Annotated in this window: 20 protein-coding genes; 14 read left to right on the top strand and 6 right to left on the bottom strand. The window is 61.3% G+C overall.

Features of this window, described 5'->3' with window-relative positions; all coding sequences use genetic code 11:
* Positions 1 to 56: 56 nt before the first annotated feature.
* Positions 57 to 905, top strand: coding sequence for a diaminopimelate epimerase (gene dapF, locus QQJ98_RS01245; protein WP_284323499.1), 849 nt, complete (start codon positions 57 to 59; stop codon positions 903 to 905).
* Entirely contained in the window at positions 902 to 2,161 is a 1,260-nt protein-coding gene (gene mtaB / locus QQJ98_RS01240) for a tRNA (N(6)-L-threonylcarbamoyladenosine(37)-C(2))-methylthiotransferase MtaB (protein WP_284323498.1), read from the top strand. Before dapF ends, mtaB begins: the two co-directional genes overlap by 4 nt.
* A 355-nt stretch (positions 2,162 to 2,516) precedes the next feature.
* Here the strand turns inward: mtaB and QQJ98_RS01235 are convergent, their stop codons facing one another.
* Entirely contained in the window at positions 2,517 to 3,542 is a 1,026-nt protein-coding gene (locus tag QQJ98_RS01235; protein ID WP_284323497.1) for an NAD(P)/FAD-dependent oxidoreductase, read from the bottom strand.
* A gap of 46 nt (positions 3,543 to 3,588) precedes the next feature.
* On the opposite strand from QQJ98_RS01235, the gene mnmC2 reads away from it, so the two are divergent.
* Genes mnmC2 through QQJ98_RS01220 form a run of 3 tightly spaced genes read left to right on the top strand, consistent with a single transcriptional unit; the run spans position 3,589 to position 5,998 of the window.
* On the top strand, positions 3,589 to 4,248 hold the full coding sequence (gene mnmC2, locus QQJ98_RS01230; protein WP_284323496.1) for a tRNA (5-methylaminomethyl-2-thiouridine)(34)-methyltransferase MnmC2: 660 nt from the start codon (positions 3,589 to 3,591) through the stop codon (positions 4,246 to 4,248).
* Entirely contained in the window at positions 4,245 to 5,114 is an 870-nt protein-coding gene (locus QQJ98_RS01225) for a DMT family transporter (protein ID WP_284323495.1), read from the top strand. Before mnmC2 ends, QQJ98_RS01225 begins: the two co-directional genes overlap by 4 nt.
* Entirely contained in the window at positions 5,111 to 5,998 is an 888-nt protein-coding gene (locus QQJ98_RS01220; protein WP_284323494.1) for a DMT family transporter, read from the top strand. The genes QQJ98_RS01225 and QQJ98_RS01220 overlap by 4 nt, the downstream gene beginning before the upstream one ends.
* Before the next feature lie 346 nt (positions 5,999 to 6,344).
* Here the strand turns inward: QQJ98_RS01220 and QQJ98_RS01215 are convergent, their stop codons facing one another.
* The gene (locus QQJ98_RS01215; protein WP_284323493.1) at positions 6,345 to 8,297 is read right to left on the bottom strand and encodes a lytic transglycosylase domain-containing protein; all 1,953 of its coding nucleotides are present in this window, start codon (positions 8,295 to 8,297) and stop codon (positions 6,345 to 6,347) included.
* Between the two features lie 156 nt (positions 8,298 to 8,453).
* On the opposite strand from QQJ98_RS01215, the gene dapA reads away from it, so the two are divergent.
* From dapA to QQJ98_RS01185, 6 genes are all read left to right on the top strand, one after another.
* The gene (gene dapA, locus QQJ98_RS01210; RefSeq protein ID WP_284323492.1) at positions 8,454 to 9,326 is read left to right on the top strand and encodes a 4-hydroxy-tetrahydrodipicolinate synthase; all 873 of its coding nucleotides are present in this window, start codon (positions 8,454 to 8,456) and stop codon (positions 9,324 to 9,326) included.
* Positions 9,327 to 9,429: 103 nt separating this feature from the next.
* Complete coding sequence (locus QQJ98_RS01205; protein WP_284323491.1) at positions 9,430 to 10,290, top strand: DMT family transporter; 861 nt, start codon at positions 9,430 to 9,432, stop codon at positions 10,288 to 10,290.
* 54 nt (positions 10,291 to 10,344) lie between these two features.
* Positions 10,345 to 10,830 (top strand): SsrA-binding protein SmpB, encoded by a 486-nt coding sequence (gene smpB, locus QQJ98_RS01200; protein WP_284323490.1) that lies wholly within the window; start codon positions 10,345 to 10,347, stop codon positions 10,828 to 10,830.
* Between the two features lie 138 nt (positions 10,831 to 10,968).
* Positions 10,969 to 11,262, top strand: a complete 294-nt coding sequence (locus QQJ98_RS01195; protein WP_348523120.1) for a hypothetical protein — start codon at positions 10,969 to 10,971, stop codon at positions 11,260 to 11,262.
* A 107-nt stretch (positions 11,263 to 11,369) separates the two neighbouring features.
* Positions 11,370 to 12,254 carry a 3-mercaptopyruvate sulfurtransferase gene (gene sseA / locus QQJ98_RS01190; RefSeq protein WP_284323489.1) on the top strand — a complete coding sequence of 295 codons (885 nt, stop codon included), beginning with the start codon at positions 11,370 to 11,372 and terminating at the stop codon, positions 12,252 to 12,254.
* Positions 12,255 to 12,262: 8 nt separating this feature from the next.
* On the top strand, positions 12,263 to 13,441 hold the full coding sequence (locus tag QQJ98_RS01185; RefSeq protein ID WP_284323488.1) for an amino acid aminotransferase: 1,179 nt from the start codon (positions 12,263 to 12,265) through the stop codon (positions 13,439 to 13,441).
* Positions 13,442 to 13,582: 141 nt separating this feature from the next.
* Here the strand turns inward: QQJ98_RS01185 and QQJ98_RS01180 are convergent, their stop codons facing one another.
* Complete coding sequence (locus QQJ98_RS01180; protein WP_284323487.1) at positions 13,583 to 14,935, bottom strand: ammonium transporter; 1,353 nt, start codon at positions 14,933 to 14,935, stop codon at positions 13,583 to 13,585.
* Between the two features lie 13 nt (positions 14,936 to 14,948).
* Complete coding sequence (locus QQJ98_RS01175) at positions 14,949 to 15,287, bottom strand: P-II family nitrogen regulator (protein ID WP_284323486.1); 339 nt, start codon at positions 15,285 to 15,287, stop codon at positions 14,949 to 14,951.
* Positions 15,288 to 15,539: 252 nt separating this feature from the next.
* On the opposite strand from QQJ98_RS01175, the gene QQJ98_RS01170 reads away from it, so the two are divergent.
* Positions 15,540 to 17,741, top strand: a complete 2,202-nt coding sequence (locus tag QQJ98_RS01170) for a transglycosylase domain-containing protein (RefSeq protein ID WP_284323485.1) — start codon at positions 15,540 to 15,542, stop codon at positions 17,739 to 17,741.
* A gap of 164 nt (positions 17,742 to 17,905) precedes the next feature.
* On the opposite strand, the gene QQJ98_RS01165 is transcribed toward QQJ98_RS01170, so the two are convergent.
* Positions 17,906 to 18,517, bottom strand: a complete 612-nt coding sequence (locus QQJ98_RS01165; protein WP_284323484.1) for an MlaC/ttg2D family ABC transporter substrate-binding protein — start codon at positions 18,515 to 18,517, stop codon at positions 17,906 to 17,908.
* Positions 18,507 to 19,196 carry an MlaA family lipoprotein gene (locus QQJ98_RS01160; RefSeq protein ID WP_284323483.1) on the bottom strand — a complete coding sequence of 230 codons (690 nt, stop codon included), beginning with the start codon at positions 19,194 to 19,196 and terminating at the stop codon, positions 18,507 to 18,509. Before QQJ98_RS01160 ends, QQJ98_RS01165 begins: the two co-directional genes overlap by 11 nt.
* A 245-nt stretch (positions 19,197 to 19,441) precedes the next feature.
* On the opposite strand from QQJ98_RS01160, the gene QQJ98_RS01155 reads away from it, so the two are divergent.
* Together QQJ98_RS01155 and QQJ98_RS01150 are read left to right on the top strand one after the other, a co-directional pair.
* Positions 19,442 to 21,178, top strand: coding sequence for a type I secretion system permease/ATPase (locus QQJ98_RS01155; RefSeq protein ID WP_284323482.1), 1,737 nt, complete (start codon positions 19,442 to 19,444; stop codon positions 21,176 to 21,178).
* On the top strand, positions 21,175 to 22,518 hold the full coding sequence (locus QQJ98_RS01150) for an HlyD family type I secretion periplasmic adaptor subunit (protein ID WP_284323481.1): 1,344 nt from the start codon (positions 21,175 to 21,177) through the stop codon (positions 22,516 to 22,518). Before QQJ98_RS01155 ends, QQJ98_RS01150 begins: the two co-directional genes overlap by 4 nt.
* The last annotated feature ends 287 nt before the right edge of the window (positions 22,519 to 22,805 follow it).

The following is a 22,805-nucleotide window of genomic DNA, read 5'->3' as shown; positions in this document are numbered from 1 at the left end:
AAGGGGCAAAACGTCACCCTCTGGCAAAAAGCTGCAGCGCGGCGTATATGCGGCGCATGGAAAACGTCGCAAACTCCCCGAAAACCCCAAGCGCCATTGCCTTTATGAAGATGCATGGCGCGGGAAATGACTTCGTGATCATCGACTCGCGGGGCCGCGATGCGGTGGTGACGGCCAAACTGGCACAGGCTTTGGGGGATCGCCACCGCGGCACCGGCTTTGACCAACTGGCCGAGATCCGCGATTCGCAAACCGCCGATTTCGCGTTGGATTTCTGGAACTCTGACGGCAGCCGGGCCGAGGCTTGCGGCAACGCCACCCGCTGCGTCGCCAACTATATGATGCACGACCTTGGCCGCGACGCGCTGACCCTGATCACCAAGCGCGGCCTGTTGCGCGCCGCCCGCCAAACCGATGGCCGGGTTTCCGTCAACATGGGCCACCCGCAACTGGATTGGTCGGAAATCCCGCTGTCCCACGCCACCGACACCCTGCATCTGCCGCTTGCCGGTGATCCCACCGCCGTCGGCATCGGCAATCCGCATTGCGTGTTCTTCGTCGCCGATGCTGACTCCATCGACCTCGCAGCCCTTGGCCCCGGTCTCGAACATCACCCGCTGTTCCCGCAACGCACCAATGTTGAATGGGCGCAGCTGATCGCCCCCGACCATCTGCGCATGCGGGTGTGGGAACGCGGCGCGGGCATCACCCTCGCCTGCGGTTCCGGCACCTGTGCCACCGTGGTCGCCGCCCATCTGCGCGGCCTGACCGGACGCGCCGTCACTGTCGAGGCCGATGGCGGCACCCTGCATGTCGATTGGCGCGATGATGGCGTCTGGCTCACCGGTCCCACCGCGCATATCTTCGACGGCACCCTGACGCCCGCATTTCTGGCCGCGCTATGAACGCCACCCCGCCGATCTTCGCCACCCTCGGCTGCCGCCTGAACGCCTACGAGACCGAGGCGATGAAGGAACTCGCCGCCGCCGCAGGCATATCGGGGGCCGTGGTGGTCAACACCTGCGCCGTCACGTCCGAGGCCGTGCGCAAAGCCAAACAGGAAATCCGCAAACTCGCCCGCGAAAACCCCGGCGCGCAAATCATCGTCACCGGCTGCGCCGCCCAGACCGAGCCTGAAACCTTCGCCGCCATGGCCGAAGTCACCAAGGTGATCGGCAATACCGAGAAAATGCAGGCCGCCACTTGGGCGAACCTCAAAGCCCCCGATCTGATCGGCATCACCGAAAAGGTGCAGGTCGATGACATCATGTCGGTCAAGGAAACCGCAGGCCATCTGATCGACGGCTTTGGCCGCCACCGCGCTTATGTGCAGGTGCAAAACGGCTGCGACCACCGCTGCACCTTCTGCATCATCCCCTACGGTCGCGGCAATTCCCGCTCTGTCCCCGCAGGCGTGGTGGTCGAACAGATCAAACGCCTTGTCGACAAGGGCTTCAACGAAGTCGTCCTCACCGGCGTTGACCTGACCTCATGGGGCGCAGACCTCCCCGCCACCCCACGCCTTGGCGATCTGGTCATGCGCATCCTGCGCCTTGTGCCAGACCTGCCCCGCCTGCGGATTTCTTCCATCGACAGCATCGAGGCTGACGACGCCCTGATGGCGGCCATCGCCACCGAACCCCGGCTGATGCCGCACCTGCACCTGTCCTTGCAGGCAGGCGATGATATGATCCTGAAACGCATGAAACGCCGCCATCTGCGCGACGACGCCATCCGCTTTTGCGAAGACGCCCTGAAACTGCGCCCCGACATGATCTTCGGTGCCGACATCATCGCAGGTTTCCCGACCGAAACCGAAGAAATGTTCGCCAACTCGCTGAAACTGGTCACAGACTGCAATCTGACTTTCCTGCACGTCTTCCCGTTCAGCCCGCGCAAAGGCACCCCCGCCGCCCGCATGCCGCAACTGCAAGGCCCCGAGATCAAAGCCCGCGCCGCCCGTCTGCGCGCCGCAGGCGATCAGGCCCTTGCCCACCACCTGAGCGCACAAGTCGGCCAAACCCACCGCATCCTGCTGGAATCTCCCCGCATGGGCCGCACCGAACAATTCACCGAAGTCGCCTTCATCGCCGCACAGCCGGAGGGTGAAATCATCACCGCGACGATCAGCGGAACCGAAGGCGGTCGATTGCTGGCCTGATCCTTGGCTGCCCTGCAGGAAGCCTCCAGCGAGGAAATTTAGGCCCAAAGATGACCAAGAGCCTATTCTCTGGCCCTTCACATTGGCCTAAATATTCCCGCCGGAGGCTTCCCCAGCCACCACAGACGCAACACCCGCCGCTCATCCCCCGCCTGACCACTCAGACCTAACGCCAGCCCCCACTCCCAAGCCGCCCCGGACTCGATCCGGGGCCTCATGGCCTCAGACAGGCGCACCCGTTCCGCAGCCCCGCACACCGCGCAAACCCGCGCCAAATCTGAACAATATGTTAACGGATGCCCCTTAACCTATTGATCTTACATAAACTGTCGATCTGTCCACGCGTGGACACTGCTCAAATCCGAAACCCTTCTGGGACCGAATCCCGCCCTTCCAACACCAGATCGACCATCACTTCCGCCACCTTAGGGGCCATCCCGAACCCGATCTTGAACCCGCCATTGGCGACAAAATGCCCATCCCGCCCCGGCCACGCCCCCAGCACCGGCGCGCGAGATTTCGACTTCGGCCGCAGCCCTGCCCAGCGCGCCACCACCTCTGCCCCCGCCAGCACCGGCAGCGCCGCCACCGCCCGCGCGTGCAGATCATCAGCCCGATGATCGACGTTCAGATCCTGAAACTCCCGCTCAGACGTGGACCCAACCGCGACAGTGCCATCGACATGCGGCACTACATGCAGCCCCCCCACCAAAAGCTGCGGCAGATCAGGCGCGGCATGGCGCAACAAGATCGCCTGCCCCTTCTCGGCCCCGCCGATGTCGCACCCCAAATCCGCCCCCAGTTCCGCAAGCCCCGCCGCCCCCGTGGCCCAGACCACCGCCCCGACCTCCTCGGCCGCGCCGACAATAACGTCACCCCCCGCCGCCCTGATCGCCGCAACCAGCGCCGCGCAAGCCAGCCGAGGATGCAGCCGCGCGCTCAGATCATCCGCAACCAGCCAGCCCGACGGCGAAACAGGCTCCCACGCTGCCCCCGTAGCAGCCACCACCCGCCAAGCTGCCTGCCCCCGCCACAGCCCCTCCGCCGACACCCCCCGCGCCCGCGCCAGATCAACCGCCGCCTGATCCGCCAATGGCTGCAACCGCCCCAGCCGCCCATATCCCGAAACCAGCCCCGAAGCCGCCTCAACCGCCGCCCACCAGCCAGCTGCCATCAACAGACTCTCCAGCTGAAACGCCTTCTTCTCGTTCCAATTCTCCGGCACATGCGGGCTGAGCGCCCCGACCACCCCGCCCGAAGACCCCGCCCCCACCGCAACGGCCTCGATCACCCGCACCTTCGCGCCCCTCCGCACCGCCTCCCACGCCACCGACAGCCCGAAGATCCCCGCCCCCCGCACCGTCAGATCAACCCTTGCCATTCCGTGCCGCCTTCCCCATGGTCCGCCCGACGCAAGGCATATGACAATGATCCCCTCCTCACAATCTGCCCTCACATGGCAAGACGGCGTGATCCCGGTCTCGACTCGCTTTGATGACCCGTATTTCTCGAAAAACGATGGCCTATCCGAGACCCGCCACGTCTTTCTGCAAGGCAACGACCTGCCCGCCCGCCTGACCCCCGGCTTTCACATAGCCGAGCTTGGCTTCGGCACCGGGCTCAACCTGCTCGCCCTTGCCCTGATCGCCGAAACCCCCACCCGCTTCACCAGCTTTGAGGCCTTCCCCCTCGCATCAGACGACATCGCCCGCGCGCTGGATCACTTCCCCGAAGCCCGCACCATCGCCACCCCCTTCCTGAGCGCATGGGAGCATGGCCAAACCCGCTTCCAGATCGGCCAAGTCAGTGCCGAAATCATCATCGGCGACGCCCGAGAAACCCTCGCCCAATGGCGCCACAAAGCCGACGCATGGTTTCTCGACGGCTTTTCGCCCGCGAAAAACCCCGAACTTTGGTCGCCGGAAATTCTGCACCAAGTTGCCCGCCACACCGCCGCAAACGGCACGTTCGCCACCTACACCGCCGCGGGCCACGTCCGCCGCGCGCTGCAAGATGCGGGCTTTGACGTCACCCGCCGCCCCGGCCACGGCAAAAAGCGCCACATGTCGGCGGGCGTGCTGCGATGAACAACCGCACAGGCATCCTGCTGATGATCGCCGCCATCGCGGCCTTTGCGGTGCAAGACGCATTGTCGCGCCTGCTCGCGGGCAACTACAACACGCTGATGGTGGTGATGATCCGCTATTGGGTGTTCGCCGCCTTCGTGATCACCCTCGCCTTGCGCCGCCCCGAGGGCCTGCGCGCCGCCCTGCGCAGTCGCCGCCCCATCGCCCAAGCCCTGCGCGCCACCCTGCTGGTGGTGGAAATCTGCGTCATGGTCTACGCTTATACCCTGATCGGCCTGATCAACGCCCATGCGGTCTTTGCGGTCTGCCCCTTGATCGTCGTCGCCCTCTCTGGCCCGATCCTTGGCGAAAAGCTGACATGGCAGCGCTGGGCCACCGTAGGCGTCGGCCTGATCGGTGTGCTGATCATCCTGCGCCCCGGTCAAGGCGTGTTCACTTGGCCTGCCCTGCTGCCATTGATCACCGCGCTGTTCTTCGCCGCCTACAGCGTGCTCACCCGCCTGACCGCGCGGGACGAGGCGTTTTTCCCCAGCTTTTTCTGGCCCGCCTTTCTGGGCGCCATCATGATGACAGCCCTTGGCCTGCCGCAATGGCAATCGATCCAACCACAGGATTGGCCGATCTTCGCCGCCTATGCCTGCATCTCGATCCTGTCGAACTGGCTGTTGCAAAAAACCTACGAAAAGGCCGAGGCTTCTGCCGTCCAGCCCTTTGCCTATCTGCATTTCGTCTTTATCGCAGGCATCGGTGTGGCATTCTTCGATGAAAGCCTCGCTGTGCCGGTGGTGATCGGAGCAGCCCTGATCATCGCCGCCGGCTTGTATTCCCTGTGGCAGACCCGTCCGAACGCAAAGGCCAGCCTATGAAAACCGAGCAGAATCTGAAACTCGGCATCTGGCTGATGGTGGCCAGCGCAGTGGTTTTCGCCTTGCAAGATGGCATCTCACGGCATTTAGGCGGCGCTTACAACGTCTACATGGTGGTGATGATCCGGTTCTGGGTGTTCGCGGCCTTTGTGATCGCATTGGCCGCCCGCAGCCCCGGCGGCATCCGAAGCGCCACCCGCACCCGCTTTCCCCTCCAGCAAATCGCCCGAGGCGTTATCTTGGTCGCCGAAGTCTGTGCCATGGTGTTGGCCTTCGTCAATCTGGGGCTGATCCAAAGCCATGCCGTCTTTGCCTGCTACCCCTTGCTGGTCGCTGCCCTCTCCGGCCCGGTTCTGGGCGAGAAAGTCGGCTGGCGGCGTTGGACTGCCATCGCGATCGGCTTTGCAGGCGTGCTGATCATTCTTGAACCGGGGTTTGCGGTGTTCTCACCTTGGGCGCTGATCCCGTTCGTCAGCGCGTTCATGTTTGCAATCTACGGCCTGCTGACGCGGTTCGTCGCCCGCAAAGACCCCGCTTCGGTATCGTTTTTCTGGACAGGCGTGATCGGCGCCATCGCAATGACCCCGGTGGGGCTGTGGCACTGGCAAGCCATGCTGCCCAGCGATTGGTTGTGGATGGGCGCGCTCTGCTGCACCGCAATCATTGGCCACTGGCTGCTGATCAAAGCCTATGCTGTGGCCGAGGCTTCCGCCGTGCAACCCTTCGCCTATCTGCAACTGATGTTCATTGCCCTGTTGGGCGTGTTCCTGTTCGGCGAAACCCTGCGCCCGAATGTCGCCATCGGTGCCTGTGTGGTGGTCGCCGCCGGCCTGTTCACGCTGTGGCGGCAGCGGATCAAAGCGGTGGAGCCGCCGCAGATCTAACGACTGCAGATCTAACGACTGCGGCACTCCCCCCCATCCAACGCCGCCCCGGACTTGATCCGGGGCATCATGGGCAACACAGCCGATTTGAACCCCACAGGGTAAGGCTACACCCCACAGGCCAAATTTACATTCACAACACCGGGCAATGCTCCCCCAATAGGGGGCTGATAAGCAATCAGAAACCCTCCTGATGCCCGCGATTCGCCAACATGGTTAATCCAAGCGTCCATCCAGAAAACGCGCCCGCTCTAAGGCCGCTTTCCAGATTAAATATGGCCGCTTTCTGGGTGATTAACCTTTGCGAAACCGCCCAATTAACAATGCGTTCCCAAGCGCTTACCGCTCAGCGCCCCGTCAACTCGGCAGAAATGCGCACCGGCCCCGCCACGCCCTTCAGCTTAGCGCGATAGATCACCACCCCTTCCGCCACCCGCATCACATAGGTCCGGGTTTCGCCAAACGGGATCATCTCAACCCAATCGACCACATCCACGCTATCCTTGCGCGGATCGCCAAACTGCGTGATCCACTTGCGTGGCCGCCCCGGCCCCGCATTATACCCCGAGGCGATCAGCGCAATCGCAGGGCCAAATTCCTCAATCATATGGCTAAGATAGATCGAACCCATCTTCACATTGAACGGCGGATCGTTGATCAACCGCCGCGCCGAAGATGTCTCACCCAAGCCTTTTGCGACATGATCGGCGGTCGCTGGCATCACCTGCATCAAGCCTCGCGCCCCCGCCTTGCTCTGCGCGCTCGGATCAAATTCGCTTTCACGGCGCGAAATCGACAAAGCCAAAGCCCGGCTGACCGCCAACCCATCGGGCACCATCGCGGGCACCGGATAATAGGCGCGCGGCAAAATCACCCCCCGCTCAGCCGCCTGCTTTGCCACCAGCAAAGCGATATGCGGCTCGTTCAAGCGCAAAGCCAAATCTGCCAGCTGTTCCAATCCCTTAGCGTCCAGCCCCTCCGCCACCTGCAAGAAAAACCGCTTCGCCAAAGTCCGATCCCCAGCTTTCACCAGCGCCATTCCCGCCGCCAACACCGATGAATTGGCAAAGCCCGCAGTCCGCCATTCCGGCGTAGGCTCGCCCACATTCACCAGCGCGGGGTCCAATGGCAGCCCGATTTTCTCGCTGGCCAACATGCCATAATACGCCGTCTGATTGCGCGCAGCCCTTGCATAAGCCGCCTCTGCCCCGGCCTTGTCACCCTTGGCCGCCAGCGCCCGCCCCATCCAATACTCCGCCCGCGCGACGGAAATCGGCGTCGCCACCGCTTCCTTCAAGTGCTTGAAATGCTTGATCGCCACATCCGGCTCACCCAGTTTCCGCAGGGCAATGAACCCGGCTAGAAACTCCAGATCGACATATTCCGTGCCGCTGCTCAGCTGATGATTGGCCGCCACCCGCAAGGCCGTTTTAGGCTCGCCCTGCCGCAACAACACCCGCACCAAATCCGCCCGCCGCTTCGCCCAAGCCTGCGGATCGCCCAAACTGGCAGCCGACTTGCTGCGCTCAAGGATCAATGTGGCCGCATCGTCATAACGATCCGCCCGCATGCGGTAAGTATAGCGCTCATACGCCAACCCCGGATCACCCAGAACCGCCTTTGGCACCGCATCGACCAGATCCACCGCCGCCGGACTATCCGCCCGCAAGGCCATCCGTGCCGCCGCCAAAGCCTGCCAATCCTTTGAAACTCTTGGCAACATGCGCAAAGCCTCGGCCTTGCGCCCGCCCTCCCACAGGATGCGATCCAGCCGCACCTCATGCGCCACCGACAGCGGTTCTGCCATCATGGCCAACATCGCCGCCTCATCTGCCGCGTCAAACTTCAGCGAAGTCCACGCCCGAAATGCAACTGCCTCGGCATCACCAGACCGTCCCAAAGCGTTCAGCGCCCGCACCAAAGCCACAGCCCCGGCCCCGGTCTTGGGCCTGTCCTTGCCAAAATACGCCACCACCCGCGCCGGATCGGTCGAGCGTGCCACCGCAGCCTCGCCCTTTTCACGCAGCAAGGCCAGCCCCGGCCAATCCGGGCGGCGGGCGACAAATCCCTCGTAATCCCCCAGCTTTCCTTGCCCATCCCGCAGCCATTGCCACAAGATCACATCGCCCCCAGCTGCCCCCGCCCCCTGCGCCGCCGTCAGGGCTGCAGGCCAGTCCCCCGCATTCGCCAACCGCAAAGCAGCGGAAAACTCCGCCGCCTGATCAGCGCGCGCCGTGGAAGAAACCGCTAAAGAAATGCCGAATATGATCGCTTTTGCGACCTTGATTATGCTGCTCATCACCAAATTCTGCCCTACCCCCCGGATTCCCACAACCCAAAACCCCGTGAACCCGGCAAATCGCCGCCTATACTTGGCAAAACGCCGATCCCCGGTTAGGTAGGCAGCGCTTACACATTGGCGATTCCAACTCGCCCCAATCAGGAGACGCGCACCATGATCAAAGGGTCCATTCCCGCACTGGTTACGCCGTTTAAAGACGGTGAACTCGATCTGGTGACGCTGAAGAAGCTTGTTGAGTGGCATATCGCCGAAGGCTCGACGGGCCTTGTCCCGGTTGGCACAACCGGCGAAAGCCCGACGTTGAGCCATGAAGAGCATCAGAAAGTCATCGAAGTGGTTGTCGAAACCGCCGCAGGCCGCGTGCCGGTGATCGCGGGAGCGGGCTCGAACAACACGGTTGAAGGCATCTCGCTGATCCGCTTTGCGGAGAAAGTCGGCGCTGATGCGGCCCTTGTGGTCACGCCCTATTACAACAGGCCGACGCAAGCCGGGCTGGTCGCGCATTTCACCGCGCTGCACGACTGCTGTGCGCTGCCCATCGTGATCTATAACATTCCGGGTCGTTCCGTGGTGGATATGTCGCCCGAAACCATGGGCACTCTGGCAAAGCTGCCGCGCATCATCGGCGTCAAAGACGCCACCGGCAAAATCGAGCGTGTGTCGATGCAGCGCGCGACCTGCGGCGCTGATTTCATCCAACTGTCGGGCGAAGACGCCACCGCCTTGGGCTTCAACGCGCATGGTGGGGTCGGCTGTATCTCTGTCACCGCCAACGTGGCCCCTCGCCTCTGCGCCGAATTTCAAGCGGCCACACTGGCTGGCGACTACGCCAAAGCCCTGACCTATCAAGACAAACTGATGCCGCTGCACGAGGCGATCTTCCTTGAACCCGGCCTTGTGGGTGCGAAATACGGTCTGTCCCTGCTGGGCCTTTGCGCCGAGGAAGTCCGCCTGCCATTGGTCACCCTGACCGATCCCACCAAAGCCCGCATCAAAGCCGCGATGCAGCACGCAGGTCTGCTCTAACGCTTTCACACTGGTCTAAATATCCCCGCCGGAGGCTGCCTCGGCCAACCACCGGAGCCTCCGGCGGGAGTATTTCAAAAAGAGCAAATCCCCGAGTGTCCCGATGACCCCTAACCTGCGCGGCAGCCTTTTCATGACCGCCTCGATGGCGGGTTTCGCGGTTGAGGATGCTTTCGTCAAAGCCGCCAGCCGTGATATTCCGGTGGGTCAGGTGGTCTTGATCATGGGCCTGATCGGCATTGCAGTGTTTTCCGCCTTGGCTTTGCGGGCGGGGCATCGCCCGGTTCCGGCGGCGATGTTCACCCGAACCATGGCTTTGCGCTCGGTGTTTGAGATAACCGGGCGCTTGTTCTACGCGCTGGCTTTGGCCCTGACACCGATTTCCAGCGCCTCGGCGATCCTGCAAGCGACACCTTTGGTGGTGGTGCTGGGTGCAGCTTTGCTGTTTGGTGAAAAGGTCAGCTTGCAGCGGTGGCTGTTGATTTTCCTAGGCTTTATCGGCGTTCTGATCATCCTGCGCCCCGGCGTCGCGGGGTTTTCGGCGCTGTCTTTGTTGGCGGTGGTCGGCATGATCGGATTTGCGGGCCGCGATCTGGCCACCCGCGCCGCACCTTTGGCGCTGTCAAACGCGCAGCTTGGCGTCACTGGCTTTATCATGCTGGCGTTGTCTGGCGTCATCATTACCGCTGTCACCGGCAAAGCCGTGATCCCCAGCGCGCAAAGCCTGCCACTGCTGGCCGCAGGTGCGCTGTTCAGCATCACGGCCTATGCCGCGTTGACCGCTGCGATGCGTTCGGGTGAGATCGCCGTGGTCACCCCGTTCCGCTACACCCGCCTGCTGTTCGCGATGATCATCGGTGTCATGGTGTTTGGCGAACGCCCCGATACCGCCACGCTGCTGGGCGCCGCGATCATTGTCGTCTGCGGTGTGATCATCCTCGGCCAGAACCGCCGCCGCGCTTAAATTCCTCGCCCCACGCTGGACTCTGCGCCAGCGAACACCTATTTCCAGCGCATTATGGTAGAAAAATCCGATCCCAACTCCAAATTGATCGCCGAGAACCGGCGCGCCCGCTTTGATTTTGCCATCGAGTGGGATCTGGAGGCTGGCATCATGCTGCACGGCTCCGAGGTGAAATCGCTGCGCAAGGGTGGCTCGAATATCGCCGAAAGCTATGCCAGCGTCGAAGGTGGCGAGCTGTGGTTGATCAATGGCTATATCGCGCCCTATCTGCAAGCCGTGATGTTCCCACATGAGGAACGCCGTCGTCGCAAGTTGTTGGTGAACAAGAAAGAATTGTCGCGCCTTTGGAATGCGGTGGGCCGCGAAGGCATGACCATCGTGCCGTTGAAGATGTATTTCAACGAGCGCGGCATGGTGAAGCTGAAGCTGGGCGTCGCCAAGGGCAAGAAACTGGCGGACAAGCGTGAAACCTCGGCCAAGCGCGACTGGGACCGGCAAAAATCCCGCATCATGAAAGAAGGCATGAAGGCCAAGCTTTAGCGTTTGGCTGAGTAATTTGCCCTAATGCCTTGATCCAAGCATAATTCCCCCTATCCGGTCCTGCACCTCCGGGTCCAGATTTGGCCGGTAGATGCCACGCCACAACGGTGGGCAGTATGTAGGGAAGGAACGAGTATCATGGATATGAACCTGATCATCCAGCTGATCGCTGGTGCTTTGGGCGGCAACGCTGCAGGCGCGGTGCTGAAAAACCTCAACCTCGGCACGTTGGGCAACTCGATTGTTGGTATTCTGGGCGGCGGTCTTGGTGGCCAGATTCTGGGCATGTTGGGCGGCGCGGGTGCAGCAGCGGCGACCACGGGTGGCACTGATATCGGTTCGATCATCGCCTCGGTCGCTTCGGGCGGCGTCGGTGGCGGTGTGCTGATGGCGATTGTCGGTGCGATCAAGAACGCGATGGCGAAAAGCTAATTTTATTGCGCGGGCGCGCCTTGCTGCGCCCGCGCTCTCTTGTTTGGCGCGCGCCTTGGGTTTAACTGCATCGGTATTCCCGCCGATTTTCGCAGCCCGAGGCCCAGATGATCCCCTCTCCGACAGATGATCCGAAAACGCTGGTCAGCACCGCCTGGCTTGCAGCGCATTTGAAAGACCCCGATTTGCGGGTGATTGATGCCAGTTGGTATCTGCCCGACGCGGGCCGCAATGCCCACACCGAATATGCCGCCGCCCATATTCCCGGTGCGCGGTTCTTCGACATTGACGAGATCACCGATCACCGTTCGGCCCTGCCGCATATGGCACCGCCACCCGAAAAGTTCATCTCGCGTCTGCGCGCGATGGGCATTGGCGACGGGCATCAGGTGGTGATCTATGACGGCTCGGGCCTGTTCTCGGCCGCGCGGGTGTGGTGGACCTTCCGTTTGATGGGCAAGACCGATGTGGCCGTGCTGGATGGCGGCCTGCCGAAATGGCAGGCGGAAGGGCATGAGATCGAAGACATGCCCCCGGTCTTGCGCGACCGCCACATGACCGTCAGCCGCCAGAACCATCTGGTGAAAGACGTGACGCAAGTCGCCCATGCCGCCAAACTGGGTGAGGCCGAAATCATCGACGCCCGTGGTGCGCCGCGGTTTCGCGGTGAAGTGCCAGAGCCCCGCCCGGGCCTGCGTTCTGGCCACATTCCGGGTGCAAAAAACGTCCCCTACAGCACTTTGCTGAACGCCGATGGCACTATGAAATCACCCGATGCCCTGCGCGCGGTGTTCGAGGCTGCAGGTGTCAACCTTGCCAAGCCCGCGATCACCTCTTGCGGATCGGGTGTGACGGCAGCAATCCTCAGTTTGGCGCTGGAACGCATCGGCCACCGCAACCACGCGCTTTACGATGGCTCTTGGGCCGAATGGGGCATGTATGACGATCTCGCGGTGGAAAAAGGACCCGCAGGCGCAGGCCTGCAAAACTAGGATAAGGTATGTTAGAAGCTCTCAACCCGCAGCCGCAGGACAAAATTCTGCAACTGATTCAGATGTATAAGGACGATCCGCGCGACAATAAGATCGACCTTGGTGTTGGTGTCTACAAAGACGCCACTGGCCTGACCCCGGTGATGCGCGCAGTGAAGGCTGCTGAGAAAAAGCTGTGGGAAACCGAGAAAACCAAGACCTATACCGGTCTTGCGGGCGAGCCTGCCTATAACGTCGCCATGGTCAAAATGATCTTGGGCGATGGTTATGCCGACCGCGCCGCTTCTGTGGCGACCCCCGGCGGCACGGGTGCCATCCGGCAAGCGTTGGAACTGATCAAACTCGCCAGCCCCACCGCAACCGTCTGGCTGTCGAACCCGACATGGCCGAACCATCCCTCGATCATCAAATACCTTGGCATGAACATGGCCGAGTATCGCTATTTTGACGCCGCTACCCGTGGCATCGACTTCGCGGGCCTGATCGAAGATCTGGGCAGAGTCAAAGCAGGCGACGCGGTTTTGCTGCATGGCTGCTGCCACAACCCGACGGGGGCGAACCTGAACGCCGACCAATGGGCCGAGGTTGCCAAACTGCTGCTGGCCAAGGGCGCCATCCCCTTCGTTGACCTTGCCTATCAGGGCTTTGGCGACGGGCTGGAAGCGGATGCGGCTTCTACGCGCTTGATTGCTGAAACCTTCCCCGAAGTGCTGATCGCCGCCTCTTGCAGCAAGAACTTCGGCATCTACCGCGAACGCACCGGCATCCTGATCGCGCTTGGCGAAGCCTCCCGTCGCGCTATCACCCAAGGCAATTTGAACTTCCTCAATAGGCAAAACTACAGCTTCCCGCCCGATCACGGCGCACGGCTGGTGACGATGATCCTAGAGGACGACACCCTGCGCGCCGATTGGAAAGCCGAGCTGGAAGAGGTCCGCCTGAACATGCTGACCCTGCGCCAAAGCCTTGCCGATGAACTGCGCCGCGCCACCAACTCGGATAGGTTTGATTTCGTGGCCACCCATCGCGGCATGTTCAGCCGTTTGGGTTTGACAGAAGCGCAGGTCAACATCCTGCGTGAGCAGCACGGCATCTATATGGTTGGCGACAGCCGTATCAACATCGCGGGCCTGAACGCCAAAACCGTGCCGATCCTTGCGAAGGCCATCGCCCAACTGGCCGCGTAACCGGAAAATCCCATTTTCCGTGCACGATTTTCGTCTGCGAAAATCGCCCGCCCAATAAAAACGGCCCGCGGGGGGAGGATCCCGCGGGCCGTTCTCTGTCCAGCTATCGGCGGGGAGGAACCGCCGATAGCCGCTTTAACTTCAGCCGTGGTAAGCGGCTTCGCCATGCGAGGCGAGGTCCAGACCCTGACGCTCGGTATCCGCGTCAACACGCAGACCAATGGTCATGTCGATCAGCTTGTAGATGATGAAAGAGATCACAGCCGACCAGACCACGGTGATCGCAACAGCTTCAATCTGGATCCAGGTTTGTGCTGCGATCGAATAATCATCGCCTTTGACGCCGCCCAAAGAGCCCGCCGAGAACACGCCGGTCAGGATCGCGCCAACGATACCGCCCACGCCATGGATGCCGAACACGTCAAGGCTGTCATCGTATTTCAGCTTGTTCTTCACCACGGTAACGAAGAAGTAGCAGGCCAGAACCGCAAGCACACCCAAAGCCAGCGCGCCCATCGGGCCAACCGTGCCACAAGCCGGCGTGATCGCAACCAGACCGGTCACCATGCCCGAAGCAGCCCCCAGCATCGACGCTTTACCGCGTTGGATGCCTTCCAGCAGCGACCATGCCAGCGTTGCAGCAGCGGTTGCAAGGAAGGTGTTGATCATCGCCAAGGTGGCGCCGCCATTGGCTTCCAGATTGGAGCCGACGTTGAAGCCAAACCAGCCAACCCACAGCATCGAGGCACCGATCATGGTCATCACCATCGAGTGCGGAGCCATGTTTTCCTTGCCGTAGCCAACGCGCTTGCCGATCACAAGGCAGCCAACCAAAGCCGCGATCCCTGCGTTGATGTGCACAACCGTGCCGCCCGCAAAGTCAATCGCACCCATTACAAAGATCAGGCCCGACACGTCCCAGACCATGTGGGCGACGGGGAAGTAAACGAAAGTCACCCAAAGCGCGCTGAAGGCCAGAACGGCGGTGAACTTCACCCGCTCGGCAAAGGCACCGATGATCAGGCCGGGAGTGATCGCGGCAAAGGTCATCTGGAAGGCGATGAACAGATATTCCGGGATAACGTAGCCCGCCGAGAATGTTGCGGCCATGCTGTCAGGCGTCACACCCGCCAGGAACAACTTGCCAAAACCGCCCCAATACGGCGAAGTGCCACCGCCGAAGGTTACTGAATAGCCGTAGATCACCCACAAAACCATCACAAGACAGGCGATCAGCGTGGTCTGCATCAGCACCGAAAGCATGTTCTTGCTGCGCACAAGGCCGCCGTAGAACAGTGCTAGGCCGGGGATTGTCATGAACAACACCAGCGCGGTCGAGGTCATCATCCACGACACATCGCCCTTGTCCATCACCGGAGCCGCAGCTTCGACAACAGCTTCAACGACCGGAGCGGTTGCATCCGTTGCGGTTTGCGCCAAGGCAGGCAAGGCCGCCATCATCGCTGCCGCAGAAAGTCCTAGTTTTTTCAGCATGTTCTGTCCCCTCTCACAGCGCGTCGTCATCGACGTCGCCGGTGCGCACCCGCAGGGCGCTCTCTACGTTCAACACGAAAATCTTGCCGTCACCGATTTTGCCGGTGCGGGCGGTCTTGGTGATCGCCTCGACAACCGTATCGGCCAGCGCATCGGTCACGACGATTTCAAGCCGCATTTTCGGCACGAAGTTCACCGCATATTCTGCACCGCGGTAAATTTCGGTATGGCCCGACTGCATGCCGAAACCCTTGATTTCTGTCACCATCATGCCTTGCACGCCGATCACGGTCAGCGCTTCGCGGACCTCGTCCAGCTTGTAAGGTTTGATGGCGGCTATGATCATTTTCACGATGCACCCCTTTGTTTCCCAAGGCCCTTGGCGACCCTCGCTTGTGATCAGGCGGCCTTCGCAGGTGCAGCACAAGTTTCGGGTGGCGTAAAAATTGGGCGGAAGGGAGTATTGCCCACAATTTAATCGCAACCATCGCCGCACGCCGCAAATTTAAGCGGCAAGGAACCGCGAATCGGACACCGCCCCGCTTCGCATTCCCGACTGAACCGAGTAGAGTATTGAAAAGCGCTTAAAAGGGCACAAACAGGCATGGCGACTTCGGGCAAGGGCGGCAAATCACTGGTGGCGGACCGGCGCTATATCACGCAAAAACCCGCCAGCACTGGCGGGCGCGGCACGCCGCCGCCGAAAAAGCCAACACCCAGCAAGGCCACAACGCGCCGTTCGGGCAACATCCTGACCCGGTTTTTTGGCGCGATCTGGCGGATCATCTGGGGCACGTTCTGGCGCATCTCGGCGGTCTGCGGCATGGTGCTGGCTGGCATTGTGTTCTACTTTTATCAACAACTTCCGCCGGTTAATGCGTTGCTCGATGGCCGCGCCAAAGGCTCGGTCACGTTGCTCGACCGCAATGATACCGTGTTTGCATGGCGCGGCGAGACCTTTGGCGGCCAGATCACCGCCGACACCGTCTCGCCCTATCTGCTCCACGCCGTCATCGCGACCGAAGACAAGCGGTTCTACCAGCATTTCGGCGTCAGCCCGCGCGGCATCGCCTCTGCCATCAGCATCAACCTTGCCGCAGGCCGTGGTCCGCTGGAAGGCAACGGCGGCTCGACCATCACCCAGCAGGTCGCCAAACTTCTGTGCCTTGGCGTGCCCTATGATCCCAAAGCCTGGAAATCCGAAGCTGATTACGAGGCCGATTGCCGCTCGGGTGGGGTGAAGCGCAAGCTGAAAGAGATTCCCTATGCCATTGCAATGGAAGCGAAATACACCAAAGAAGAAATCCTGACGATCTACTTCAACCGCGCCTATCTGGGTGCTGGCGCGCGCGGCTTTGAAGCTGCAGCGCAGCGCTATTTTGGCACCTCGGCCAATGATCTGACCCCCGCTCAGGCCGCGATGCTGGCGGGCCTGCTGAAAGCGCCCTCGCGCTATGCCCCTACAAACAGCCTGAAACGTGCGCAAGACCGCGCCGATGTGATCATCGACCTGATGGCGGAACAGGGCTATCTGACGCCTGAAGAGGCCGCCGATGCCCATGCGAATCCGGCGCAGCTTTCCGACGCGGCGCAGACGAAATCGGGGGGATTCTTTGCCGATTGGGTGATGGAAACCGCGCCTGATTTCCTGACCTCGACCACCACTGAAGATGTGGTGATGCGCACCACTTTGGATCAGAAACTGCAACGCGACGCCGAAGAAGCGCTGGCTTGGGTGTTTGACAACAAAGTTGCCAAAGGCTCCAAAGCCCAAGCCGCGATTGTGGTGATGAGCGCGGACGGCGCCGTGCGCGCCATGGTTGGCGGGCGCAAAACCGAAAGCGCAGGTGCCTTCAACCGCGCCACGCAAGCTCTGCGTCAGACCGGATCCTCTTTCAAACCTTTCGTCTATGCCGCAGCCCTTGATCTGGGTTGGTCGCCGTCGGACTATGTGGAAGACGTGCCGCTAACCATGAATATTCCCGGATCGGGGAAGTGGACGCCGGACAACTATGACCGCAAATTCAAAGGCTTGATCACTCTGACCCAAGCGCTTGAAGAAAGCCGCAACATCCCCGCCGTCAAAGTATCCGAAGCTGTGGGCCGCGAAGCGGTGCGCAAAATCGCCCTCGGCTTTGGCATCCAATCCGACCTTGCGGCAGGCCCTGCGCTTGCGCTTGGTGCGTCGGAATCGACACTGATAGAGATGACGGGTGCCTATGCGGGCATCCTGAACGGCGGCTCGTCAGTTACCCCTTACGGCCTTGTTGAACTAAAGCTCAAAGGCGAAGAAGAAAGCCTGATGGGCGCAGGCGGCGGTATTGGCGAGAGGGTTATTTCCGAAAACGCCGCCAAACTGCTGACCTTCATGATGGCGAAAGTCGTGGAAAGCGGCACTGGCACCCGTGCGCGGCTGGAGGGTCGCCCCGCAGCTGGCAAAACCGGCACAACCTCAGCGGCGCGGGATGCGTGGTTCATCGGCTTTACCGCAGATTATGTCGCGGGCGTCTGGATCGGCTATGATGACAACACGCCCTTGAAAGGTGTGACCGGCGGCGGCCTACCCGCCGAAATCTGGCATGAGGTGATGACCCGCGTTGAGGACGGCGTGCCCGTCACCGAACTGCCACTGACCATCCCCGAATATCGCAAACCGCCGAATGGCGGCTATGCGTCAGACCAGCCGGTTGATCCCAATGCCGAAAACCCCGCCTATCAGCAAGAGCCGTCAGAGCCGTTGATGAATCCCAGCGATGATCAGGTCGAGGCTTTGTTGAAAGACATTCTGAACGGGAAGGGCAACTGACGCTCTGCCGCCCCGGACTTGATCCGGGGCCTCGTGGTGCAAACAGAGGCCCCGGATCAAGTCCGGAGCGGCGAGGAAAAGGTGGCAAGTAGGCGCCAACAGCCCAGCAAAAAGGCGCTCTCCGTGCAACGGAAAGCGCCGGTTTATGCAAGCTAATCGCCCGATCAGGCGGTTTTCAGATCGCCGATCAGCGCATCAAGATCACCGCCGCGCTTGTCCAGCATTGCGCCGATTTCCGTGCGCTCGGACGCCAGCATGTTCACACCTTCGATGATGATGTTAAAGAACAGGTTCTTTCCCGATTTGTCCGACACATGCCAGCGCAGATCGAACGGCGCTTGGCCCTTCAGATGCGCCACCGAGATCACCTCATAATAGCTTTTGATCGCGCGGGCATCAGTGACTTCGATCGAGCCGCCGATGAATTCGCGGAAACGCGAGCCATATTTGCGGCTGATATAGCCTTGAAACGCCTTGGTAAAGCTGGCCATCTGAGCCGCCGAGGCCTTCTTGGACGCAACCCCCAAAGCCGAGCGCGCAATCGTGGGCACATCGGCATAGCGGCTGAAAATCCGCTCAAAATCGCCATACATCGCGGTTTGCGACTTGCCACTGGCGATGGTGGTGTTGATCTCAGCCACCGCTTTGCCGATCAGATCCTTGGCATCATCAACCGTCAAAGCCAGCGAAGGCAACGGCAAGGCCAGTGCGACAGAGCCCAAAGCAAACCCAGCCGCAAAGCGGCGACGTGACATCATCGAATGGTTATTGTGCATAGGGGTCCTCAAAGTTTTCATCAGTCGCCGAGTCGCCGCCCAGCGTATAATGGCGATTCTGCAGATACAGCAGGCGCGCCTGCGCATAGGGGTCTGCACTCTCATATAGGATGGAATCGACCGTATCGCTATGACGAGCGCGTGATCCGATCTTATCGACCACTTTCGCCCCGGTCACATAATCACTTTCCGGCGATTTCAGCACGAACCGCAGCGGGTTGATCGCGTAATCAACCAAAATGCCAGCGGTATCGCGCTCGGTTGACGGGCCAAGCAGCGGCAGCATCTGATAATTGCCCTCACCCACGCCCCAGACATACAGCGTCTCACCGAAATCGGTCTCTAGCGCGGGTAGGCCCAGCGCGGTTGACGGATCAAACAACCCGCCCACACCTGCGGTCGAGTTCACCGCAAACCGCAAGGTATTGCGCGCCGCCCGCATCAGACGCAACTGCAGCACGTTGTTGACGATGTCGCCGGGGGTATCGAGGTTGCTGGCGAAATTATGCACGCCGGTCAGAATCGGCCCACGCCCGCTGCCCGCTGCGCTGGCCACTGGCTGCAACACCGCCTTATCGACGCCGACGTTGAAAGCAAAGACCTTGCGGTTAAACGTCTCGGCTGGGTCGCTGACTTGGCTTGCGATAGGGGCTTTTGCGCAGCCTGCCACCGCCAGCATTAACGCAATCCCAACACAACCAGCGCTCAATCGGCTGACTGTTTCACAATTAGATGGAATCACTTGCGCCATACTTCTACATTCCCGCCGAGCTTCACGCGTCAGACATAGATTTTGTCAGTGGAAGACAAGGGATAAGCGGCACGGCGTGCTAAGACAACGGCCAAACGTGGCCAAGGGGTGACGCTGGATGATTTCCGCCGAGCGCTTTGGCCGCAAAAATGGGCTGCGAGCAGGAGAGGGCGATGAGCCAATTTGATAACCGTCGCGGAGAAGCCGAGCTTCGCGCGGCACGGGCCGATCAACGCGGCCTGTTGTGGGCGGTGGCGCTGTTCTCGGTGTTCGCGAACGCGCTGCAGCTGACGGGCTCGCTTTACATGCTGCAGGTCTATGACCGCGTGCTGGGGTCGCGGTCTGAAGCCACTTTGGTCGCGCTGTCAGTGCTGGTGACGTTTCTGTTTGTGGCGCTTGGCATCTTGGACAATGTCCGCGCCCGCGTGATGGCTCGCATCGGGGCCAAGATGCAGGATCGCTTGGACCGCCGGGTGTTTTCCGCCGCAATGCGCCGCCTGACCTTGCAACCCAATGAGGCGACCGCCATCGCAGCCCAGCGCGACCTAGAGGCAATCCAGCGGCTGTGGGCGTCACCCGTGCTGCTGGCTTTGTTCGATCTGCCGTTCATGCCGCTGTTTTTCATCGCAATCTACATCTTCCACCCCTATCTGTTCGCGCTGGCGCTGGTGGGCGGGATCATTCTTGTGATCGTCACCGTGCTGAACCAGCGCCTGACCCTGCAACCGCTGACCCGCACCAACAACCTCACCCTTGGGGCCGAACGGATGTCCGATCTGATCAAGGGCGAATCCGAAACCGTGCAAGCCTTGGGCATGACCAGCGCCACCTTTGATCGCTGGCAAAAGGCGCGCGGCGCGGCCCTTGCCGCCAGCATCAAGGCGGGGGATCTGGCGGGCAGCTTTGGCAGCATCAGCAAAACCTTCCGGGTATTCCTGCAATCGGCCATGCTGGGGCTTGGCGCCTGGCTGGTGCTGCAGGGCGAACTTTCGTCTGGTGCGATGATCGCGGGCTCGATCCTGATGGGGCGTGCCCTGTCCCCGATAGAGCAGGTGATCGGCCAATGGCCCGTCGTCACCCGGGCACAAGAGGCGCAGCGCCGCTTGTCTGATCTGCTGTCGCGCATCCCGGAAGAGCCGCCCCGCACCGCACTGCCGCGCCCGAAAGCCGTGGTAGAGGCGCAAAATCTGACCGTGATTCCACCGGGCGAACAACAAGCCGTGCTGCGCGGCATCAACTTTCGGCTAGAGCCGGGGCAGGCGCTCGGCGTCATCGGCCCATCGGGTGCGGGCAAATCCACCCTTGCCCGCGCGCTGATCAATGTCTGGAAGCCCGCAGGCGGCAAGGTCCGGCTGGATGGCGCAACCTTGGATCAATATGACCCCGACATCCTCGGCAGCTATATCGGCTATCTGCCGCAGCGCATCACCCTGTTTGATGGCACGATTGCCGAGAATATCGCCCGTCTGGCCGACCAACCCGATGCGGCGAAAATCGTCGATGCCGCCAAACGCGCCGCAGCGCATGATATGATCATCAAACTGCCCGAAGGCTACGACACACGCATCAGCCAGATCGGCGGGCGATTGTCGGGCGGGCAAATCCAGCGCATCGGCCTTGCCCGCGCCCTGTATGACAACCCGGTCGTGCTGGTGCTGGATGAACCGAACTCCAACCTCGACAACGACGGCACTGTTGCCTTGAACACCGCGATCCGCGCCACCAAAGCCGCAGGCGGAGCCGTGCTGATCATGGCGCACCGCCCGGCTGCCATTCAGGAATGTGAACTGCTGCTGGTGCTGGAAGAGGGCATGCGCCGCGCCTTTGGCCCGCGCGATGCGGTCCTGCGCGAAATGGTGAAAAATCACAGCCAGATCACCACCGCGACAGCCCCCGGAGGCGTATCATGAGCACACTTCCCGCGCCTCAGACCCAGAAAAATCCGGCCTCGGTGCTGGCCCCGGCTTGGTCCGCCCGTCGCCCGGTGATGGTCGGCCTTGCGACCGTGGCCCTGTTGGTGTTCGGCTTTGGCGGCTGGTCGCTGACCACCGAAATCGACGGCGCCATCGTCGCGCCCGGCCAGATCGAGGTCGATCAGAACCGGCAAATCGTCAACCATCCCGACGGCGGTGTGGTCGCAGAAATCGCGGTGAAAGAGGCGCAAACCGTCAAGGCCGGGGATCTTCTGATCCGGCTGGATGGCAGCCTGTTGCAATCCGAGCTGTCGATCGTCGAAGGCCAGTTGTTTGAAATGATCGCCCGCCGCGCCCGGATGGAGGCAGAGCGGGACGATAAAGACGCGCCCAGCTTTACCGGCGAATTGGCCGATCTGGCCAAGACCCGCCCCGACGTGGCCGAGCAGATCGACGGCCAGCGCAAGCTGTTCTTCGCCCGCAAGGAAAGCCTTGCGCGCCAGACCGAACAATTGGGCAAACGCGCAAGCCAGATCGTCTCGCAGATCAATGGCGTCGATGCACAGATTGATGCGCTGAAACAACAGCTTGCGCTGATTGATCAGGAATTGACCGCGCAACAGACGCTGCTCTCGAAAGGGCTTGCGCAATCCAGTCGGGTGCTGGAATTGCAACGCAATGAGGCCTCTTTGAACGGCAGCATGGGCGAGTTGATCGCCACCAAGGCGCAAGCCCAAGGCCGCGGAACCGAGATTGATCTTGAGGTCTTGCGTCTTGCCGCCGTCCGTCGTGAAGAGGCCAACACCCAGCTGCGCGACCTTGGCCCGCAGGCGCTGGAGTTGGTCGAGCGCCGCCGCGCGTTGATTGAACGCATCACCCGGCTGGACATCCGCGCACCGGTCTCGGGCGTGGTTCTGGGTCTGCAAGTCACCTCGCCGCGCTCGGTTCTGCGCGCGGCGGAACCGGTGCTGTATATCATTCCGCAAGATCGCCCTTTGCTGATCGCGGCGCATGTGCAGCCGATCAATATCGACGAAGTGCATGTCGGCCAGAAGGTGCGCCTTGCCTTCCCGGCGTTTTCCTCGCGCAACATGCCCGAGATTTTCGGCCATGTGGCCACCCTGTCCGCCGATGCTTTGGTCGATCAGCGCAGCCAGACCACCTATTTCCGCACTGAAATTTTGCTGGATGATGGCGAAGTCGCAAAGCTTCAGGAAAAAGTGCTTCTGCCCGGCATGCCGGTCGAGGCATTTATTGAAACCGGCGCGCGCTCGCCGATGAGCTATCTTTTGAAACCGTTCACCGATTACTTCACCATGGCCTTCCGCGAGGGTTGACTGGCAAAAGCTGTCGCTTTGCTAGGCCAAAGCCGGGGGGCACTCCCCCCCATGCCATTGGTTCTCAGGCCAGTGGCGACCCAATGGCATGGGGGGGATATCTGTGCACAGTGGAACGCCATAGGCTTCAATTCCATGTCAATCTGGGCGGAAAGGTTAAAAATACCTTAACATGGACATGTCAACTTATTGATATTGAACATTTAAAAAAGGTCCCGAGTTGGGACCAGCCAAGCCTTGCCCCCGCCCCCTGCCCCGGATAGCCTGCGCGCAACCCAAAGTCAGGA

It is taken from the genome of Cypionkella aquatica (assembly GCF_030161095.1).
Lineage (GTDB): Bacteria > Pseudomonadota > Alphaproteobacteria > Rhodobacterales > Rhodobacteraceae > Cypionkella > Cypionkella aquatica.
Note: the sequence above shows the minus strand (reverse complement) of the source record. Positions and strands in the feature narration are given on the sequence as shown.

Excerpts from the sequence above, each read along its gene's own strand:
- dapF (WP_284323499.1), top strand. The coding sequence starts at position 57 with ATGGAAAACGTCGCAAACTCCCCGAAAACCCCAAGCGCCATTGCCTTT.
- mtaB (WP_284323498.1), top strand. The coding sequence starts at position 902 with ATGAACGCCACCCCGCCGATCTTCGCCACCCTCGGCTGCCGCCTGAAC.
- QQJ98_RS01235 (WP_284323497.1), bottom strand. The coding sequence starts at position 3,542 with ATGGCAAGGGTTGATCTGACGGTGCGGGGGGCGGGGATCTTCGGGCTG.
- mnmC2 (WP_284323496.1), top strand. The coding sequence starts at position 3,589 with ATGATCCCCTCCTCACAATCTGCCCTCACATGGCAAGACGGCGTGATC.
- QQJ98_RS01225 (WP_284323495.1), top strand. The coding sequence starts at position 4,245 with ATGAACAACCGCACAGGCATCCTGCTGATGATCGCCGCCATCGCGGCC.
- QQJ98_RS01220 (WP_284323494.1), top strand. The coding sequence starts at position 5,111 with ATGAAAACCGAGCAGAATCTGAAACTCGGCATCTGGCTGATGGTGGCC.
- QQJ98_RS01215 (WP_284323493.1), bottom strand. The coding sequence starts at position 8,297 with ATGAGCAGCATAATCAAGGTCGCAAAAGCGATCATATTCGGCATTTCT.
- dapA (WP_284323492.1), top strand. The coding sequence starts at position 8,454 with ATGATCAAAGGGTCCATTCCCGCACTGGTTACGCCGTTTAAAGACGGT.
- QQJ98_RS01205 (WP_284323491.1), top strand. The coding sequence starts at position 9,430 with ATGACCCCTAACCTGCGCGGCAGCCTTTTCATGACCGCCTCGATGGCG.
- smpB (WP_284323490.1), top strand. The coding sequence starts at position 10,345 with ATGGTAGAAAAATCCGATCCCAACTCCAAATTGATCGCCGAGAACCGG.
- QQJ98_RS01195 (WP_348523120.1), top strand. The coding sequence starts at position 10,969 with ATGGATATGAACCTGATCATCCAGCTGATCGCTGGTGCTTTGGGCGGC.
- sseA (WP_284323489.1), top strand. The coding sequence starts at position 11,370 with ATGATCCCCTCTCCGACAGATGATCCGAAAACGCTGGTCAGCACCGCC.
- QQJ98_RS01185 (WP_284323488.1), top strand. The coding sequence starts at position 12,263 with ATGTTAGAAGCTCTCAACCCGCAGCCGCAGGACAAAATTCTGCAACTG.
- QQJ98_RS01180 (WP_284323487.1), bottom strand. The coding sequence starts at position 14,935 with ATGCTGAAAAAACTAGGACTTTCTGCGGCAGCGATGATGGCGGCCTTG.
- QQJ98_RS01170 (WP_284323485.1), top strand. The coding sequence starts at position 15,540 with ATGGCGACTTCGGGCAAGGGCGGCAAATCACTGGTGGCGGACCGGCGC.
- QQJ98_RS01165 (WP_284323484.1), bottom strand. The coding sequence starts at position 18,517 with ATGCACAATAACCATTCGATGATGTCACGTCGCCGCTTTGCGGCTGGG.
- QQJ98_RS01160 (WP_284323483.1), bottom strand. The coding sequence starts at position 19,196 with ATGCTGGCGGTGGCAGGCTGCGCAAAAGCCCCTATCGCAAGCCAAGTC.
- QQJ98_RS01155 (WP_284323482.1), top strand. The coding sequence starts at position 19,442 with ATGAGCCAATTTGATAACCGTCGCGGAGAAGCCGAGCTTCGCGCGGCA.
- QQJ98_RS01150 (WP_284323481.1), top strand. The coding sequence starts at position 21,175 with ATGAGCACACTTCCCGCGCCTCAGACCCAGAAAAATCCGGCCTCGGTG.